The sequence below is a fragment of the Enterococcus sp. C46 genome (assembly GCF_040887565.1).
Classification (GTDB): domain Bacteria; phylum Bacillota; class Bacilli; order Lactobacillales; family Enterococcaceae; genus Enterococcus_B; species Enterococcus_B lactis.
The window spans coordinates 1-17,696 of record NZ_JBFOGA010000016.1 but is presented as its reverse complement, the minus strand read 5'-3'; the positions used below and the strand labels follow the sequence as shown (position 1 = coordinate 17,696).

Here is a 17,696-nt window from a genome sequence, read left to right as displayed (position 1 = left end):
AATATGTGATGCTGCTATGGTTCGACGACCAACTTTCTACAATCATTTCTTGGATAAATATGATTTTATAACCTTTTTTATTAAACATAAAATGAATGAAATATTTGATTTTGCTATCAAAAACTCAAATGAAGAAAAAGACAACTTTTTTATTATTGTTTTTGAACAACTATTGGATCAATTTGATAATCTCTTATATCTCATTTTCAGTATTCAAATGAATGCTAATATCATTTTTGAACTTGAAAGTGTGCGCGAGTACGGGAAGAGCATGCTAGGTAACCGCATAAAAAAAGGAGCTAGTGACGAAGAATTACCCATAGAGCTTAGTTATAAAGGACAGATCATTATGGGGATCACGATTCAATCCGTCTTTTGGTATAAGGAGAAAAGAAATCAAATTAGTCGTGAAGAAATTATTGAACTATATACACAGACTTTAGAAAAATTTAGCTAATCGAAGAATTGAAATGGATTCTATGTCAAGGACATTTAAAAAAAAGAAACCTTATGAAACTAAAATGGATTGAAAAGGACCCTATAAAGGCACTTTTTTTAGTGTCTATTCTATAGGATCCACTTTGATTTATGTTTGCTGCTTTTTTCCATGCATTAACCTATTCAATTGCACAAAAGATTTTTATTTTTTGCAAAAAAAATTCAAAAATATAAATTTTTCTGTTTCTCATGTGACTATGCAGGTAAAAATAACGCTTTCATGATACGATAAAGTTATTAAATTAAAAGGAGGTTATTTTTATGGCAAAAGAAACATTTCATGCAGTAGCTCAGTCAATTGGTGGAATGAAAGTTTCATGTACATCCAGGAATTTTGAATTTATTTTGGATGAACCAAAAAATTTAGGTGGATCAGATGAAGGGATGAATCCGATTGAAGCTTTATTAGCCTCTCTTGGAGCATGTAAAGTTATTGTAGCTCGGTCTTTCGCTAAAGTGCAGGGCATAAATTTAAACGATATCCGTGTAGAGATAGATGGAGTATTAGATCCTGATGGTTTTATAGGAAAAAATAAAGCAGCTAAAATAGGCTATTCTGCAATCGTATCTAAATTTTATATTGAAGCTGATAATACTGATGAAGAGATTTCAGATTTTATCGCATTTATTGATCGTACTTGTCCGGTAGCTGATACCATTAAAAATGCACCTACGACTAAATCAGAAATCCATAAATTATAAACTATGAATTAAAAAAGATTCTTCTCATTTTGCACTAAACAGGTATTTCTATTTTATTTCTTGTCTTTTCGAAGGTATACATATCTATAAAAAAGACGAGAGAAAAAAACTAGTTAAATCAAGATTTTAAATACATTATTTTAAGCAATTTCATGTGTTACAACTTAATAGGAATTTAAATTTTATTATTAAATTTTTTAATCATTTACACGAAAATTAATTTTATAAAGAACATACTCTATACTCTTATTTTTTTTCAAGAACTCAAAAAAGCGGAAAATCCCAGATTTAAAAATCTGAGTTTCCGCTTTTGTCATTTCAAGGATGGACTATTGTCTCAGCCTCTTCTAATTTATTCTTAAGATATTTTTACTTTCTCTGCAGGTACTGATACTTCTTTTTGTTCTTTCCGACCTTTCAACTTATACTTCATTAATCTCATGCCATTGAAAATTACCACCAAGATACTACCTTCATGAACCAACATTCCGATAGACATATTCATCCATTCGCTGAAGAAGACGCTGGTCAACAAGACCAACACTACTCCAACTGAAATCACGATATTTTGTTTCATATTATTTGCGGTGGCTTTTACTAATCCTAATGCGTGGGGCAAGTTGCTGAAGTTCGAGTTCATTAAAACGACATCGGATGTTTCAATCGCTACGTCCGTTCCGCTTCCCATTGCAATCCCGATATCTGCTAGCGCCAAGGACGGGCTGTCATTGACACCGTCCCCGACAAAGGCGACCGTGTGCCCTTTTTGCTGGAGTTTTTCAATATAAGCCGCTTTGTCTTCCGGCAGCATATGCCCGTGCGCTTCGGTGAGGTTCAGTTCACGCGCAATCCGGTCCACTGTGCCTTGGTTGTCGCCGGAAAGAACCACTAAATCTTTCACGCCTAAATTCTTCAATTCCTGCAAGTCTTGTTTCACTCCTGGACGGATTTGGTCGCGGATTCCCATCAGAATTTTCAATTCCCCGTCGACTGCTGTCAATACTAAGGAGTTCCCATTTTTCTCGAATTGTTTGACGTCTTTCTGCGCTTTTTTACTCAACTGCACATTTTCTTTTTCCATCAACGCCACATTTCCAACCGCGATGCGGTGTCCGTCCACTTGAGCGACAATGCCGCCGCCTTTGACGACGTCTGTGTCTTCTACCGGGAACAGTTCTACCTTGCCGGTATGCTGGAGGACGGCCTTGGCTAGTGGATGGTCTGATTCAGTCTCCACGCTGGCTAAATAACTGTAGGCTTTTTCTACATTGTCTCCGTACACTTCTGTTTCCGCGACTTCAGGATTACCGACAGTCAGCGTTCCTGTTTTGTCGAACACAATCGTATCAACTTTGCTGAAGTCATTGATGACTTCGCTTCCTTTCAAAAGAACTCCATTGCGTGCACCGTTTCCGATTCCGGCTACGTTGGAGACCGGAACCCCAATGACCAATGCACCTGGACAGCCTAGGACTAAGATCGTAATCGCCAATTCAACGTTTTGGGTCATTGCCCAGACAATGAATGCCAGAACCAAAACAGTTGGGGTATACCATTTAGAAAAGCGGTCAATAAAGCGCTCTGCTTCTGATTTAGAATCTTGCGCTTCTTCCACAAGTTCAATGATTTTACCGAATGTGGTGTCTTCTCCGACTTTGTCTGCCCGAATCTGAATGGTGCCATTTTCCAATATCGTACCGGCAAAGACTTCACTGCCTTCTGTTTTTGTGACAGGAACGGATTCTCCTGTGATACTGGCTTCGTTGATATACCCTTCGCCTGTCAGAACGGTTCCATCTACTGGAACTTTCGCACCAGTTTTGACAAGCAGAACATCTCCTTCATCTACATCATCTACATCCACTTCTTCAAATTCTCCGTCTTCTGTTTGGACCAAGGCACTTTCTGGCGCCATGTCGGTTAATTCTTTGATTGCTGAACGTGTCTGGTTCAATGTACGCTGTTCCAAATAATGTCCGAACAAGAACAAGAACGTAACGATAGCCGATTCTTCATAATTTTGAATAAAAAGCGCACCAATCGCTGCAATACTGACTAAGACATCAATACTGATGACTTTGACTTTCATTGCTTGAAACGCTTGAATGGCAATTGGCGTAATCCCAAAGACAGAGGCGATGATCAAAGACCACTCTGAAAGTCCTACGTTTTCTAAAACAAAGTGACTGAAGAAACCGAGTACGATTAACAATCCACTGATGACGGTGATAACATTTTTCTTGCTTAATATATATTGTTGCATGCTTTTTCCCTCCAAATTTAATTTCTCTTTTATTGATAAACACAGTATAAGATAATTGCCTAAGTAATTAATTGACTGACATCAAGTTTAGAAAGTTCTCTTTTATCGTTTCTAAGCACCTCGAATCGGATTGCAACAAAAAAAGCAATCCTGGAAAAATAGCTTTTCTTCCAGAATTGCCTAGTTCATTTAATCTGTTAAGCGGCCTTGACTTTTGCTTTAAGGACCGGATAGCCTACGTTTTCGATAGCTTTTTGAATCTCTTCAATCGAAGTGACAGCTGAATCAAAATTGGCTTTGACTTTGCTGGAGTTGAATAATACTTTAATGCTGTCTTTATCAACACCGTTAACTGATTTTACGGCACCTTCAATTTTTTGCATACAACTTGGACAAGACAACGTTTCTAATTGCAATATAGCTTTTTCCATAATTCCTATCTCCTTTATGTGTTTTTATTTTATCGGCAGCAGATTAATGAACACTGCCTTTTCCTCTTTACAACTGTAATATAGCTCACTTTTAGCAAACGAAAATTGACGCATATCAAGTTTTGCACTTCTTTTTATCTTTTTGCTCAATTCACCATCTTAATAGTCTTTTTCTGCCCCTTATTGCCATCAGAATAATAAGAAATTGGTGGATAATTTTGTCTGCGTATAAACCATACTACAATCGCGCCAATAAACAGGGCCAGAGACAAGGCTTGCGAAACGCGGATCCACTCGCCAATCCATAAACTGTCCGTTCGCATACCTTCAATGAAGAACCGACCCACTGAGTACCACAAAACGTAACTCAAAGCGACTTCTCCTTGACGCAAAAGCTGTTTTCGGTTCCGTATAGTGACGATGAGGACAAAGCCCAACAAACTCCACAATGACTCGTATAAAAAAGTCGGATGGTAGTAGGTACCATTGATATTCATTTGTTCAATGATAAATTCAGGTAAATAAAGATTTTCCAAGAATTGACGAGTAACCGGTCCACCATGAGCTTCCTGATTCATAAAATTGCCCCAACGACCAATGGACTGGGCTAACAATACATTGGGCGCTAAAATATCAAGAACGAGTGCCAAAGAAGTACCTTTTTTCTTTGCATACCAATATAGCGTACCCCCTCCTGCAATCAATCCCCCATAAATCGCAATGCCGCCATTCCAAATCGCAAGGATTTGTCCTGGATTTTGCAGATAATAACCAAGTTCAAATAACACATAATAAAGCCGAGCGCCGAGGAGTCCAATCGGAATTGCCCATAAGGCCATATCGATAATGGTATCCTCTTCCAGTCCTTTTTTCTTTGCTTCCTTGGTGCTCAACTGGAGAGCCGCTAATATGCCCACTGCAATAATGACTCCATACCAATGAATCACAACAGAACCAATCTCCACCACATGGGGATTCAAAACGCCTAATACGAATCCCATTCTATTTGCTCCATTTCTTCAATTTTTCGCGTCATTCTAGTCATGGTGATGCTGAACAAGATTCCGGCTAAGCTCCATGGAAACCAAACAGTGAATACACTTTTATCTCCCTGGTCACTCGCTTCGTAATACGCCACTTTTCCGTGTACGATTACGCCGGCTCCTTTTACAACTTCCTCTTCTTTTTCCATAGCTAACCTATCTGCCTCAACAACGTTAGACGTTTTTGCTTCGCCGCCAATCGTGTTCTTGGTGAAAGGGACGACAAAGAATGCACCCGCTGCTGACAACGTGATGGCAACTATCACCCAAAAACAATGCACATTCACCCCTACTTATTTTTACGTTTTGTTCGACAACCCTATCTTAAAGAAAAATAAAACAAAAAAACTTGAGGGTTATCATGTTTGTGCTTTTATTTTTCCAATGAATGAAGGTCGTTCTGTCTTAAAAAAGCCAAAAACGGACAGATGGAAGCAAAAGCACTGAGTTCTGTCCCGTTGTTAATGAAGAGCGACAGAACACCAACGTGTAGAAAAAAGTGTGTCCGATTATTCGCTGTAAAGCAATAAATCATCTAAATCCTGAATCTTGATCCTTTTCCCAGACAGCTGTTGAATCAATCCCTCGTCCTCCAATTCTCCAAATTTGCGACTGATGGTCTCAGGTGTCGTTCCTAAATAGGAAGCAATGTCCTTTTTTGCCATCGGCAGGGTGATGGTGGGAGAGTTGCCCATTTCAGGTTCCACATTTTCTGCCAAAAACAAAACTAAACGGGTAATGACACTCTCCACGGCTACTTGTGTCGTTTGACGTTCTGAACTTTCTAACCGTTTAGACATTTCCGCCAATAGTTTTAAAGAAATAGCTGGGTATTGTTCCAGAAAATCTTGGACATCTTTTTGCTGAATCATACAGACAACGGTATCTCGGGTTGCTTCGGCATATTCCTCGTGTACTGCATCCGGGTTGAACAAGGTCCATTCTCCGGTGAAATCACCAGGGTTCAAGATCCGCACTAGCTGCTCTTTGCCAGAGTCTGCCAATCGATAAATACGGATTTTCCCACGATTGATAATATATAAAGTATCCTCTTTTTCTTGTGAACGAAACAGAAACTCTCCTTTTTGATACTGTTTCGTGTGGGCTTTTTCAGCAATGTAATTCATCGCGCTATCCTCTAAGTGATTGAATATTGGAACCAAGCGGATACAGGCTGCGTGGTCGCCAATTTCATGATGGGTATGTTTAGTCAATTCATTCTCCCCCTTTATTTATTTTGTTTATATTCGCTGCTTTTATTATATAAGTCTCTTACTACAAAAAAATTGATGCACATCAAGAAAATAGAAAAAGGACTGGAAAGAATTCCAATCCCTAAATCAGCTTCTACTTTTACCTTAATCTTCATCCTCATCAAGAGCGTCATCATCTTCTAATGCTTCTTTACCAATGAACGCTTGCAGCATCCAAATGTTCTTGTCTAAGTCATTTTTAAAAGCAATCAATGTATCTTCTAAAGCATCGTCACCCTCGTCTTGAGCTAAACGAATCGCGCGAATAGTTAGGTCACGAGTGCTTCTGAAGTCCTCGATAATATTTTCAACCATGTCTTCTGCTTTAGCGTATTTATTAACTGCATCTTCCGAAAGCATCGAATATTTTTCAAATTCAACCGTTGTCGAAGCAGGTTTATGCCCAGAAGTAATTAGACGCTCCGCAAGTTTGTCGAACCATTTTTCATTTTCGTTATACAACTCTTCAAATTTTTCATGCAACGTAAAGAAATTGGCTCCTTTTACATACCAGTGATATTGGTGCAGTTTCACATGTAATGTATGCATGTTGCCTAAAAGATGATCCGCAATGGCCGCTGCATTAATTTTCGTATGATGAACATGTTCCTTGTGTTCTTGTTCTTCTTGCAATCTTTCTTGGGGTGTTCTTTCTTGAGTAGCTTTATTTTCAGTCATGATTTATTCCTCCTATAATTTTGGTTTGTTTAAAATAGCTTTCTTTGATTCCTCCTTTTTCTTTACTGAATTTAGTATAGGATAGATTTCCGTTAAAAAAATTGACGCTCATCAAGAAAAGTATTTCTTAATAGACGCCAGGCTTCTCTATTAAATTCAACTAAAATAATCAAAGGAATGAAGTCGTTCCCTCCAAACAAAAATTTCATTAAAGTAGGGCCTAAAAAAAGAATAGCAACTATACTTTGTCAAGAGACCTGACTGCTATTTTTTTGCTTGTTATTCTTCAATTACCAAATGTCTTACCTTGCAGTATATTTAATACTCTTTCTCACTAGTGTTGCATGCAACACTAGTGAGAAAGAGCATTAATAAGATTAACCTAGAAGAATAACTTTACTTTATTTATGTCACACCATAAATAAAAATTGAAAAGAATTTTTTTATTTATTTTTAGTAGATCGATTAATAGGAGTTTTAGCTTGGGAGCGTCAATAATTTTGTGTAAATGGTTCTTCCCTACTGTAGATTGTTTCTAATTCTCCATCGGTTGACTCAGCATTTGTTCGAGCTCGCCTTCGGCCTGTTGGAAACCTTTATGACTGCGACCTAGGAATTTTTGGTTGTAAGTATCAAAAGACGAGACTAAGAAACGTTCCATCGACTCTTCATTTTGGAACTGTTCTTTGCGGTGGCTGTATTTCTTGATTTGTTTATTGAAAGATTCGATTAAATTAGTTGAGTAAATGCTTCGGCGGATACCAGGCGGAAACTCATAAAAAGTCAATAAATCTTGATTTTTTATCAGTGACTGCGTCACTTTAGGATAAGTTTTCTGCCACTTCTCAATCATACTCCCTAAAAAGGTATTTGCCTCTTCCTTTGAGCTAGCTTGATAAACAGCCTTAAAATCATCACAGATTTCTTTTCGATCTTTGACACATACTTTGTGAACAATATTACGGGAAACGTGCACACAGCAATGTTGAAAACGGGCTTTGGGGTAGAACCGACTAATCGCTCCTACCATCCCCTTTAAGCCATCCGTGATGAACAGGAGGACATTTTTCAAACCGCGCTCTTGAAGGTCCAATAAAATTTCCTCCCAAATCGTGATGGATTCAGTCGGTGCAATCGCATAGCTCAATACTTCCTTTGATCCGTCCGGGCGAATGCCAACTGCGATATGAATAGCTTCCTTGGCGACGGTTTTCCGCTTTAACGGAATATACGTTGCGTCCATATAAATAGCAGCATAACGGTCATGAAGCTCCCGCCCTTTAAACGCCGTTACCTCTTCTGTAAATGATTTTGTTATATTGGACATGGTTTGGGGCGTGTAGTGATGCCCATACATTTTCTCAATCAAGTCTGCGATTTCCGACATGGTAATACCTTTTCGGAAGAGGTGAATGACGGTCTCCTCTAACGTGTCATTCGTCCGTCTATAAGCAGGAACAGTCTGTTGCTTGAACTCACCATTGCGGTCGCGCGGAATCTGGAGATGAAGTTCCCCGTACTCGGTCTTGACTGTACGGTCATAGGAGCCGTTACGAGAATTACCCGTGTTAAAACCAATGCGATCGTACTTTTCGTAATCGAGGAAAGCCGTTAACTCCGTTTTGAGAAGCGTATTGACAGCTTTTTCCAAATGGACACGGAATAATTCATTCAAATCGCCTTTGTTCGCTAGAGTCTTTAGAATTTCTGTAGTAAAATCGTTCATATGGAAGTCCTCTTTTCTGTGAATGTGTTGTGGTAACTCTATTCTACACAAGGGACTTCCTTTTTTCTATTTACACAAAATATTTTGTTATCACTGTTGAATCATCATTTATAAGTGAACGTAAAAGATAATAGATACCCAAAAACAGAAAGAAAAATAACGGTAATACATGGAGTAAAACAAACGGAGTTTCAAAAATGAACGCTTTCCAAAACCACATACCCTCCATTTCCCATAAACCTTGGGTAAAATACCATGATTTAAAGTTCAATATCTTATCCAAATTCCAAGAATTACTACTAAAAAAAATAAAGAAATACAATAAAAATAGAGTTCCATAAGTATAACCATATTTTACATATCTTTTCTTTACACTTTCTTGAGAATCAGTGTCAGAAAATATGTCCCTTGTTACATCAGGATATTCTTGCTGAAAATACTGAGCGCCACCAGAACGACTTCCCTTTATTAGTTTCCAACCACTATCAGAAAACAATGTTACATAATCTTCATATTTTATTTTTCCCATACTTTTTTCTCTAAAATCAAGGCGCACATAAGGAATAAACGTTTCTTTACTAGCCAATTTTTCAAAAGTATATATAGGCACCACTGAACTAACCTATAACCTTCTTCTTGTATAGAATTAATCCATTCTTCTTCTTTTTTTAAGGATAAGAAAATTCTAAATTTTTTCATGTTATCTCCTCCTAATATCCAAAATCAGAAGATAGCTTAATCAAACTTCCTAGACGTTCTATTTCTAGTCTTAAAACTTCTTCTCCCAGATCAGTAATTTTGTAAACTCTTCTTCTTTTTTCCCTACTTGGAATTTCTTCTATCCAATTAAGTTTAAGTAAATTTTCAATCGCTCCGTACATAGTTCCAGCAGCTACCTTAACTGATCCCTCGCTTAACTTATCAATTTCTTGAATAATAGCATATCCATGAGCAGGTGTAGTTAAAACTAGCAGAATATAAAAAGTTGTTTCAGTTAAAGGTAAATATGGATTTCTAATCATATAAAGACACTCCTCTTAATATACAGTTCCATTATATAAAGCTTAACTATATACATAGTATATGAATTGACAGACATCGGTACGCCAATCGTCAAACAGCATAATGGTATCAATGAGATCACCTTATATTATGACTTGCCGCTCTTCTTTTATTTCATCATCGGGTTGACCTTCATTGGTTGGCTGATTTTATTCATCATGTTTATTAGAAGTCGGATACATTCATAAAAAAATGAGGTCGAGACAAAAATCGTTTATGAGAAATTAGAGAAAAAACGAACAATACATTTTTTGTATTGCTCGTTTTTTTTAAATTTCCGAAAAACCTGCCTTTCGGACGTCGTTTATTTGAGAGAGGTTAGGACAGAAGTGTTTAACTCTGAGAAATAAAAAGAAATGAACGAAAATTGCTTTTCAAATTTTTGTTCATTTCGGCTTATTTAAGAAGGAGTTGCTTCTGCTCCCGTCGTTTATTCGAGAGTCTGTAGCAAACCTGGTTTTTAGATTTGTCCCATATTCTTATTGTGACAATATTCCTTCGTTTCTCTTCACTCCAACGTGACTGCTACCCCATAATGATCACTGACAATCGGGCCATTTTCCCCGTCAAAAATACGTTGATAACTTGTAACAAAGCAATCTTGTGGTACATAAATATAGTCGATACGTAGCCCCTCTTTATTGTTTTCCCAGCCATCGATTCTCTTTTCGATCGTTGCTTCAGCTTGTTTTTTTTGCGCGATTGGATAAGCATCACGAATAGGCAACTGACTTTTTGCCACTAAATCGTACCCGCTGCCTTCAGCAGGATTGTTGAAATCCCCTAATAGATACAGTGGTGTTGTAAGAGGCGCTAAACTTGCTTCTAATTCTTTCCACTCAAATGCAAATCCGCTTTTTTCATCTACCCACCAAGAAAAATGACAACTTGCTACAGTAATACATTGTGTTTTGACAGAGGTTTGACCTACTAATATTTTTCGAGTATGGTAATCCTCTTTTTCTTTTGTTTCGGAGACTAGGTGCGTTTGACTAGTTAGTGGTTGTTTGGAAAGAAGCGCATTGCCTTCCTCATAGATAGCATAGCCGATATGACTCATTTCCCAACTCCAATAGTAAGTTTCACCTTGTTCTGCTAAGAGCTGGATCAAGCAATAGGCAAAGTTATCCGAGCGGACAGGCGTTTGTTCCTGCACCTGACTAAAATTCTTCAGCTGCTCACTGGTTAGTCCTTTTGCGTCCATCGTTTGATTGACTTCTTGCAATGCGATCACATCATATTGTTCATGACAGATTTTTTGAGCGATCTGTTTTAATTTTTCTTGTGGTTCCTCTTCTAACCAGCTATGCGTATTCAACGTCATTATTTTCATATAATTCTCCTTCTTAATGGGATGGGTCGAAACATTGCTCCCACCTTCTGGATCCATATAGGTAAAGACCCCAAAGTAGTTTATTCAAAAAATAAGCCAATAATCCCTGAAATAGGAAAAGCAATTTCGGGATTATCGGCTTACTTCTAGGAGTTACACACATCGAACACATTCTTTCGATATGAAATACACACATGAACTTCTGTGATTCTTTACAAGTTTATTTTCCCGATCACTGTTCCTCGTTCAGTGTCTCCTAATTTATTGATGGTCAGCCCATTGACTTTGTCATCTGTAAAGACTACTATGATCGTCGTTTCTTTCCCTTCGTTCTTGATTGCATCTAGATTCATCTGAGCAATCGTTGTTCCTGCTACTACTTCTTGGCCTTCAGAAACTAAGATCTCAAACGCTGGCTGGCTCATATGAACAGTATCCAGTCCCATATGGATCAAAACTTCTGCTCCTTCTGCTGTTTGCATGCCAATTGCATGCTTGGTTGGGAAGACACTCACGATTTTACCAGAAAGTGGTGCCGTCACTTCTCCAGTGGCAGGAATGACAGCAAAGCCATCACCCATCATCTTTTGTGAAAAGACTGGATCATTCACATCTTTTAAAGCAATTACCTCACCAGTTGCTACAGTGAATAATTCTTTTTCGATACCTAAAACATGTTTCTCTTCATTCTTCTTATTTTTATTTGTTGCCTCAACTGTTGGCTCTGGAATATCAGCGCCTGATTGTAGTAAATCTTCAATATCCGATTTCAACACATCCGCTTTTGGTCCATACACGGCTTGCACACCTTTGTCCTTAACGATCAAGCCCATCGCTCCAGCACGTTTCCATTCTTCTTCTGAACCGACTTTCCCAGGATCCTCGACGCTGACACGTAAACGAGTCATACAAGCATCTACATCCTTGATGTTTTCTTTCCCACCTAATAAATGGATGATCTTAATGATTTGTTGATCTGCATTAGTTGCAGAACCTGACGGCGTTTCTTCACTGTCGTTATCATAGTTCCCATTACGTCCTGGTGTAGCATAATTGAATTTTTTGATCAAGAAGTTTGCCACAAAATACGTCAATACTCCAAATAATATGACACAGATAACAAAATTGAGCAAGTCGATACCTAGTCCTGCTTTGATCGCTAATGGTGTACGTGTCAATAGTTCAATGTTCCCAAATGAATGGACACGTAAAGGTAGAATATCTGCCATTGCAAAAGCTGCCCCTTGGATCACGGAATAAACAATGTAAAGAGGTACAGCTGCAAACATGAACATGAACTCTAATGGTTCGGTTACACCTGTTAAGAAAACTGCAAGTGCTGCTGAAAAATACATTGATTTATATTTAGACTTTTTGTCTGGATCAACATTACGGTACATCGCTAGTGCTAATCCCATCAAGATACCGGAAGAACCAATCATTTGTCCCACTTTAAAACGAGCAGGTGTCCAGTTCGTCAATACGAATTCATATTGCGACATATCGCCGGCGCCTTTCAAGTTGACCAAATCAGTCGCCCACGCCAACCATAAAGGATCTTGTCCAAATACTTGTGTTCCCGCTTGCGCACCAGATAATATCTCATAGGTACCACCTAGCTGCGTATAATTGATTGGGATCGTCAACATGTGATGTAAGCCAAATGGTAACAATAGACGTTCCAATGTACCATATAGGAATGGTGCTAAAATCGGAGCGCTTTCTTTTGACTCTGCAATCCACAATCCAAAGTTATTGATCCCTGCTTGGACATTCGGCCATACAATAGCAAGAATCAAGGCAACAATCGTTGACCACAAAATAACTACAAAAGGAACAAATCTTTTTCCATTAAAGAAAGATAATGCGTCAGGTAATTTACGATAATTGTAATATTTATTATAGGCCATCGCCCCAACGAACCCTGCAATAATCCCAACAAATACCCCCATATTTAGCGCTGGTGCTTCTAATACACTGGTAAAGAACCCTTTGACCATGATTTTCGTGCCAAACAAGGTATGCGTAAATGCGTCTTCATTTGCCAACATCTCATTAGTCACACCAAAAATTGCTCCCGTGATCCGATTGATCAATATAAATGAGATCCCCGCAGCGAATGCTCCCCCTGCTCGTTCTTTTGCCCAACTACCACCTATCGCTAGTGCAAATAAAAGATGTAAATTTCCGATAATTGCCCAACCAATATTTTCGATCACGCCACCCGTTGTAACTAAAGGTGCAAGATCAGGATTGATCAACGGAATCGATTTACCGATACTGATCATCAAACCTGCCGCTGGCATAACTGCCACAACGACCATTAAAGCCTTTCCAAATTTTTGCCAAAACTCAAAGCTAAATATTTTTTTCATTTCCTCGTCTCCTTTGTGCAATCGGTTTCGTTATTAGTTATTATAGCGTGTGTTTCTTTGTTTGTAAATGCTTTATTTCGTATTTTTATGCTTTTTCTGTAAGTACTCAAACGTTCTTTATACATTTTTTCTGTTCATATTATAGTAGTAAATATTGATACAATAGCTTTTATTTTGTTTTTTCATCCACTTCAAAATTTAATTTCACTTTTCTAGTTGACTTACGCAATCGGTTGCGTTTATTATGGACGTATAAACGACAACGTCTAGGAGGAGAACAATGAAACAAATTAAACGGTTATTTCAGATCGACCCTTGGAAAATCAGCACGAATAAATTAGATAAAGAAAATTTACGCTTGCAAGAATCATTGACCAGTATCGGTAACGGTTATATGGGTATGCGCGGAAATTTTGAAGAAGCATATTCTGGTGATCATCACCAAGGAACCTATTTAGCAGGTGTTTGGTACCCTGACAAAACACGTGTTGGCTGGTGGAAAAACGGCTATCCTGAATATTTTGGAAAAGTAATCAATGCAGTCGATTTTATCGCTATGGATCTTTTTATCGATGATCAGCTGATTGATCTAGCTACACTTACTACTGAAGATTTTTATTGGGAATTAAACATGAAAAACGGTGTTTTGACACGTAGTTATACAGTCACTACCCCTTCAAACAAAGTTCGTCTTTCATTCGAGCGCTTTTTAAGTATTGTCAAAAATGAAGCCGCTTATATTCGCTTAACCATTGAAATGTTGGAAGGAAATGGAACTGTAAAAGTTATTTCTAAGCTAGATGGCAATGTCCAAAACGAAGACAGCAATTACGATGAACACTTTTGGAATGACATCGATCATGGCGTCAAGGAAGAAATAGCGTACTTAACGACTAAAACGATCCCGAATAATTTTGAGATCGAGCAATTTACAGTGACCGCTGGGATGCGCCACTACGTTGATGGAAAATTATATACGCCAAGCTACCAAGAGGGCACCTTAGCAATCGAAGGTTCATTCACCTTTGACTTAACAGAAAATGAAACACTTCTAATCGACAAAGAAGTATTGGTTTTCACAAGCCGAGATATCCCTGAAGCGCAACAAGCGACACATCTCTTTAAAGAATTCAACGAATTGAAGGTTCACTATTCCCAAGCAAAAGAGGACCAAACAGCCGCTTGGTCTAAACGATGGGAATTGGCAGATGTAGTCATCGAAGGAGACGATGAAGCACAACAAGGAATCCGTTTCAACCTCTTCCAGCTATTTTCTACTTATTATGGCGAAGATGAACGTTTGAATATTGGACCAAAAGGCTTCACTGGCGAAAAATATGGTGGTGCAACTTACTGGGATACTGAAGCCTATGCAGTGCCTCTGTACCTCGCTTTAGCGAAACCTGAAGTCACTAAGAATCTCTTGAAGTACCGCCATAACCAATTGCCACAAGCAATCCATAATGCACAACAGCAAGGCCTAAAAGGCGCGTTATATCCAATGGTCACTTTCACAGGTGTCGAATGCCACAATGAATGGGAAATCACGTTTGAAGAAATCCATCGAAATGGCGCAATTGCCTACGCTATTTATAATTATACTAACTACACTGGTGACATCGACTATTTAAAAAATGAAGGTTTAGAAGTCTTGGCAGAAATCGCTCGCTTTTGGGCAGACCGAGTCCATTTTTCTAAACGAAACAATCAATATATGATTCACGGGGTTACAGGACCGAACGAATATGAGAATAATATCAACAACAATTGGTACACAAATACGATTGCTTGTTGGGTACTACGTTACACACGAGAAAATTATTTGAAGTTCAAAGAAGAGAGCACTGCTAAAATCAGTGACGATGAATTGGCACATTGGCAAGAAATTGCTGAAAATATGTACTTCCCAGTAGATGAAGAATTAGGGATTTTTGTCCAACACGATACTTTCTTAGACAAGGATCTCAAACCAGCAGCGGAACTATCTGCAAGTGAATTGCCATTGAATCAGCATTGGTCATGGGACAAGATCCTTCGTTCTTGCTTCATTAAACAAGCAGACGTTTTACAAGGTATCTACTTCTTCAATGATTCATTTACAAAAGAAGAAAAACAACGCAACTTTGATTTTTACGAGCCAATGACTGTCCACGAGTCTTCCCTATCTCCTAGTATCCATGCTATCTTAGCTGCTGAACTAGGCATGGAAGACAAAGCCGTTGAAATGTATCAACGCACTGCTCGTTTAGATTTAGATAACTACAACAATGATACAGAAGATGGCTTACACATCACTTCAATGACAGGAAGTTGGCTTGCTATCGTACAAGGATTCGCGCAAATGAAGACAGATCATGAACAATTAAGATTTGCACCATTCTTACCTAAAACATGGTCTGCTTATTCATTCCATATCAATTATCGCGGCCGCTTGTTATTTGTCGCCGTTTCAAATGAACAGGTAACATTGAACCTCTTATCTGGCGAAGCATTACCGCTAGAAGTCTACGAAAAAGCGTATGTCCTTACTGATCATTTGACTATTCCATTACGAGAAGGTGAAGCGAATGTTTAAAGGTGTATTATTCGACTTAGATGGGGTCATTACAGATACCGCTGAATTCCATTACCGTGCTTGGAAAAAGCTAGGTGATGAGATCGGTATTCCCTTCGATCGGTCATTCAACGAACAATTGAAGGGTGTAAGCAGAGAAGATTCTCTGACTCTCCTTCTTGCTCATGGAAAAAAAGAAGAGCAATTCTCAAAAACAGAATTTCTCGAATTAGCGAAAAGAAAAAATGAGTATTATCTTGAAATGATCCAATCGATCACACCAAAAGATGTTTTTCCAGGGATTTTAGAATTATTAAAAGACTTACGGGCAAACAATGTCAAGATTTCACTAGCATCTGCAAGCAAAAATGGTCCTTTCCTACTTGCCAAGATGGGTCTAGAAAGCTACTTTGATGCGATTGCTGATCCGGCAAAAGTCGCTAATGGAAAGCCTGCACCAGATATTTTTCTACTTGCTGCGAAAGAAATCGGTTTGACCCCTCGTGACTGCATCGGAATCGAGGATGCAAAATCTGGAATCGCTGCGATCATTGCTAGTGGTGCGCAACCTATCGGCGTAGGACGTTCAGAAGATCTTGGGGAGGATATTCCAATCGTACCTGATACAGCTTCATTGACTTTCGATTACTTGAAAAAAACGTGGCAGCCAAATGCCTGAACCTTCTATTTCAGTGACTCCTATCCCCAACACTGAATTAAAAAAAATCACATTGAAGAACGACGAATTGACCGTCGTTCTTCTAAATTATGGCGCTAGACTTCACCAAATCTTTGCTCCAGATAACAAAGGACATTTAGAAAACGTCTTACTTTCTTATGATGAACTTTCAGATGTTTTAACCGATGAAAGTTTCTTTGGAGCCACAGTCGGTCCCGTAGCAGGCAGAATCCGAAATGCTACATGGGGAAATCATCAACTTGAAAAAAACGCCGGCAACCACCATATCCACGGAGGAACAAATGGATGGTCTTTCCAATATTGGGATGTCGAAGTGTTCAAAAATCCACAGTCGATCGGCGTTGTCTTTTATTTACAAGACACTTTTTCCGATTATCCTGGTCCTATCACAGCAACGATCACGTATCAGCTAACTGCGAATAGCCTGGAAATGATCACAAAAACGAACAGTCCCGTCGAGACGATCTGCAATCCAACCAATCATGCCTATTTCAACCTTTCTGGGAATGGTAAATGTGACATTGATACACATGAACTGGCTATCCAAGCAGAAAGTCTATTGGTATTAGATGAAGATAAACTACCAACAGGCGAACAAATCAATCAAGCGGATTTACCGATCAATTTCAAGAAACCACATACAATCGAAGAAATTCTCAACGCTTATCCAGAAGGACTTGATGACGTTTTTGTTCTTACTACACCGAAACGTTCAAAAAAGGTGCTGTGTCTTTCAGAAAAACAATCTGGACGCCAGTTGTCTATAGCAACAACAAATAGAAGTGTGGTATTATTTTCTACGACTGGTTTTGAAGCTGATTTTATGATCAACGGGAAACATATGCATTCAAACTATGGTTTAGCCATCGAGCCACAAGAATTTCCGGATCTAGTCCATTTACCTGAACTCGGTTCGATCGCTTTGTACCCTGGTCAAGAAAAGGTCAACCATACGACCTATCAGTTTACTATTTTACCGAATGAACAGATAGCAAATACTCAATAGTTGCTTGTTTTGATTACGAATAGCTCAGAAAAGAAGAGATTTTTATTTAGAAGAAAGGTGTTTAAATTATGG

At 38.5% G+C, this 17,696-nt stretch carries 16 protein-coding genes and 2 pseudogenes; 7 read left to right on the top strand and 11 right to left on the bottom strand.

What is annotated here, in order from left to right:
- On the top strand, positions 1-457 hold a 457-nt coding region (locus tag AB3I27_RS13540), incomplete at its 5' end, for a TetR/AcrR family transcriptional regulator (RefSeq protein ID WP_202781171.1).
- A 302-nt stretch (positions 458-759) separates the two neighbouring features.
- Positions 760-1,200, top strand: coding sequence for an OsmC family protein (locus AB3I27_RS13535; RefSeq protein WP_002292163.1), 441 nt, complete (start codon positions 760-762; stop codon positions 1,198-1,200).
- A 358-nt stretch (positions 1,201-1,558) separates the two neighbouring features.
- Here the strand turns inward: AB3I27_RS13535 and AB3I27_RS13530 are convergent, their stop codons facing one another.
- The 9 genes and pseudogenes from AB3I27_RS13530 to AB3I27_RS13490 form a co-directional block, all read right to left on the bottom strand.
- Positions 1,559-3,463: a heavy metal translocating P-type ATPase gene (locus AB3I27_RS13530; protein WP_002292162.1), complete on the bottom strand. Its 1,905-nt coding sequence runs from the start codon at positions 3,461-3,463 to the stop codon at positions 1,559-1,561.
- Between the two features lie 197 nt (positions 3,464-3,660).
- The gene (locus AB3I27_RS13525) at positions 3,661-3,894 is read right to left on the bottom strand and encodes a heavy-metal-associated domain-containing protein (protein WP_002292161.1); all 234 of its coding nucleotides are present in this window, start codon (positions 3,892-3,894) and stop codon (positions 3,661-3,663) included.
- Positions 3,895-4,040: 146 nt separating this feature from the next.
- A complete protein-coding gene (lgt, locus tag AB3I27_RS13520) occupies positions 4,041-4,895 on the bottom strand; it encodes a prolipoprotein diacylglyceryl transferase (protein WP_200780045.1) in 855 nt (284 codons plus the stop codon).
- Positions 4,880-5,218, bottom strand: a complete 339-nt coding sequence (locus AB3I27_RS13515; RefSeq protein WP_038809135.1) for a hypothetical protein — start codon at positions 5,216-5,218, stop codon at positions 4,880-4,882. The genes lgt and AB3I27_RS13515 overlap by 16 nt, the downstream gene beginning before the upstream one ends.
- 228 nt (positions 5,219-5,446) lie before the next feature.
- Entirely contained in the window at positions 5,447-6,151 is a 705-nt protein-coding gene (locus tag AB3I27_RS13510) for a Crp/Fnr family transcriptional regulator (protein ID WP_002292156.1), read from the bottom strand.
- Between the two features lie 144 nt (positions 6,152-6,295).
- Positions 6,296-6,868 (bottom strand): Dps family protein, encoded by a 573-nt coding sequence (locus AB3I27_RS13505; RefSeq protein ID WP_002292150.1) that lies wholly within the window; start codon positions 6,866-6,868, stop codon positions 6,296-6,298.
- Positions 6,869-7,403: 535 nt separating this feature from the next.
- Positions 7,404-8,618: an IS256 family transposase gene (locus AB3I27_RS13500; protein ID WP_256924104.1), complete on the bottom strand. Its 1,215-nt coding sequence runs from the start codon at positions 8,616-8,618 to the stop codon at positions 7,404-7,406.
- Positions 8,619-8,664: 46 nt separating this feature from the next.
- Positions 8,665-9,293: pseudogene (locus tag AB3I27_RS13495) on the bottom strand (DUF2812 domain-containing protein).
- Positions 9,294-9,304: 11 nt separating this feature from the next.
- Complete coding sequence (locus AB3I27_RS13490) at positions 9,305-9,616, bottom strand: PadR family transcriptional regulator (RefSeq protein ID WP_002291321.1); 312 nt, start codon at positions 9,614-9,616, stop codon at positions 9,305-9,307.
- Positions 9,617-9,682: 66 nt separating this feature from the next.
- Between AB3I27_RS13490 and AB3I27_RS13485 the strand changes: the two genes are divergently transcribed.
- A complete protein-coding gene (locus tag AB3I27_RS13485; protein ID WP_002291320.1) occupies positions 9,683-9,844 on the top strand; it encodes a hypothetical protein in 162 nt (53 codons plus the stop codon).
- Between the two features lie 151 nt (positions 9,845-9,995).
- Positions 9,996-10,094 (top strand): annotated as a pseudogene (locus AB3I27_RS13480) (DUF3788 domain-containing protein); the annotation flags it as partial.
- Positions 10,095-10,164: 70 nt separating this feature from the next.
- On the opposite strand, the gene AB3I27_RS13475 reads toward AB3I27_RS13480, so the two are convergent.
- Positions 10,165-10,989, bottom strand: a complete 825-nt coding sequence (locus AB3I27_RS13475) for an endonuclease/exonuclease/phosphatase family protein (RefSeq protein ID WP_002291317.1) — start codon at positions 10,987-10,989, stop codon at positions 10,165-10,167.
- A 212-nt stretch (positions 10,990-11,201) separates the two neighbouring features.
- The gene (locus AB3I27_RS13470; RefSeq protein WP_202781168.1) at positions 11,202-13,364 is read right to left on the bottom strand and encodes a PTS transporter subunit IIBC; all 2,163 of its coding nucleotides are present in this window, start codon (positions 13,362-13,364) and stop codon (positions 11,202-11,204) included.
- A gap of 280 nt (positions 13,365-13,644) precedes the next feature.
- On the opposite strand from AB3I27_RS13470, the gene AB3I27_RS13465 reads away from it, so the two are divergent.
- From AB3I27_RS13465 to AB3I27_RS13455, 3 genes are read left to right on the top strand one after another with little or no spacing between them, the layout of a single operon-like run.
- Positions 13,645-15,939: a glycoside hydrolase family 65 protein gene (locus tag AB3I27_RS13465; protein WP_002311047.1), complete on the top strand. Its 2,295-nt coding sequence runs from the start codon at positions 13,645-13,647 to the stop codon at positions 15,937-15,939.
- Entirely contained in the window at positions 15,932-16,597 is a 666-nt protein-coding gene (pgmB, locus tag AB3I27_RS13460; protein WP_005875444.1) for a beta-phosphoglucomutase, read from the top strand. The genes AB3I27_RS13465 and pgmB overlap by 8 nt, the downstream gene beginning before the upstream one ends.
- Positions 16,590-17,624 carry an aldose epimerase family protein gene (locus AB3I27_RS13455; protein ID WP_125178973.1) on the top strand — a complete coding sequence of 345 codons (1,035 nt, stop codon included), beginning with the start codon at positions 16,590-16,592 and terminating at the stop codon, positions 17,622-17,624. Before pgmB ends, AB3I27_RS13455 begins: the two co-directional genes overlap by 8 nt.
- Positions 17,625-17,696 lie beyond the last annotated feature (72 nt).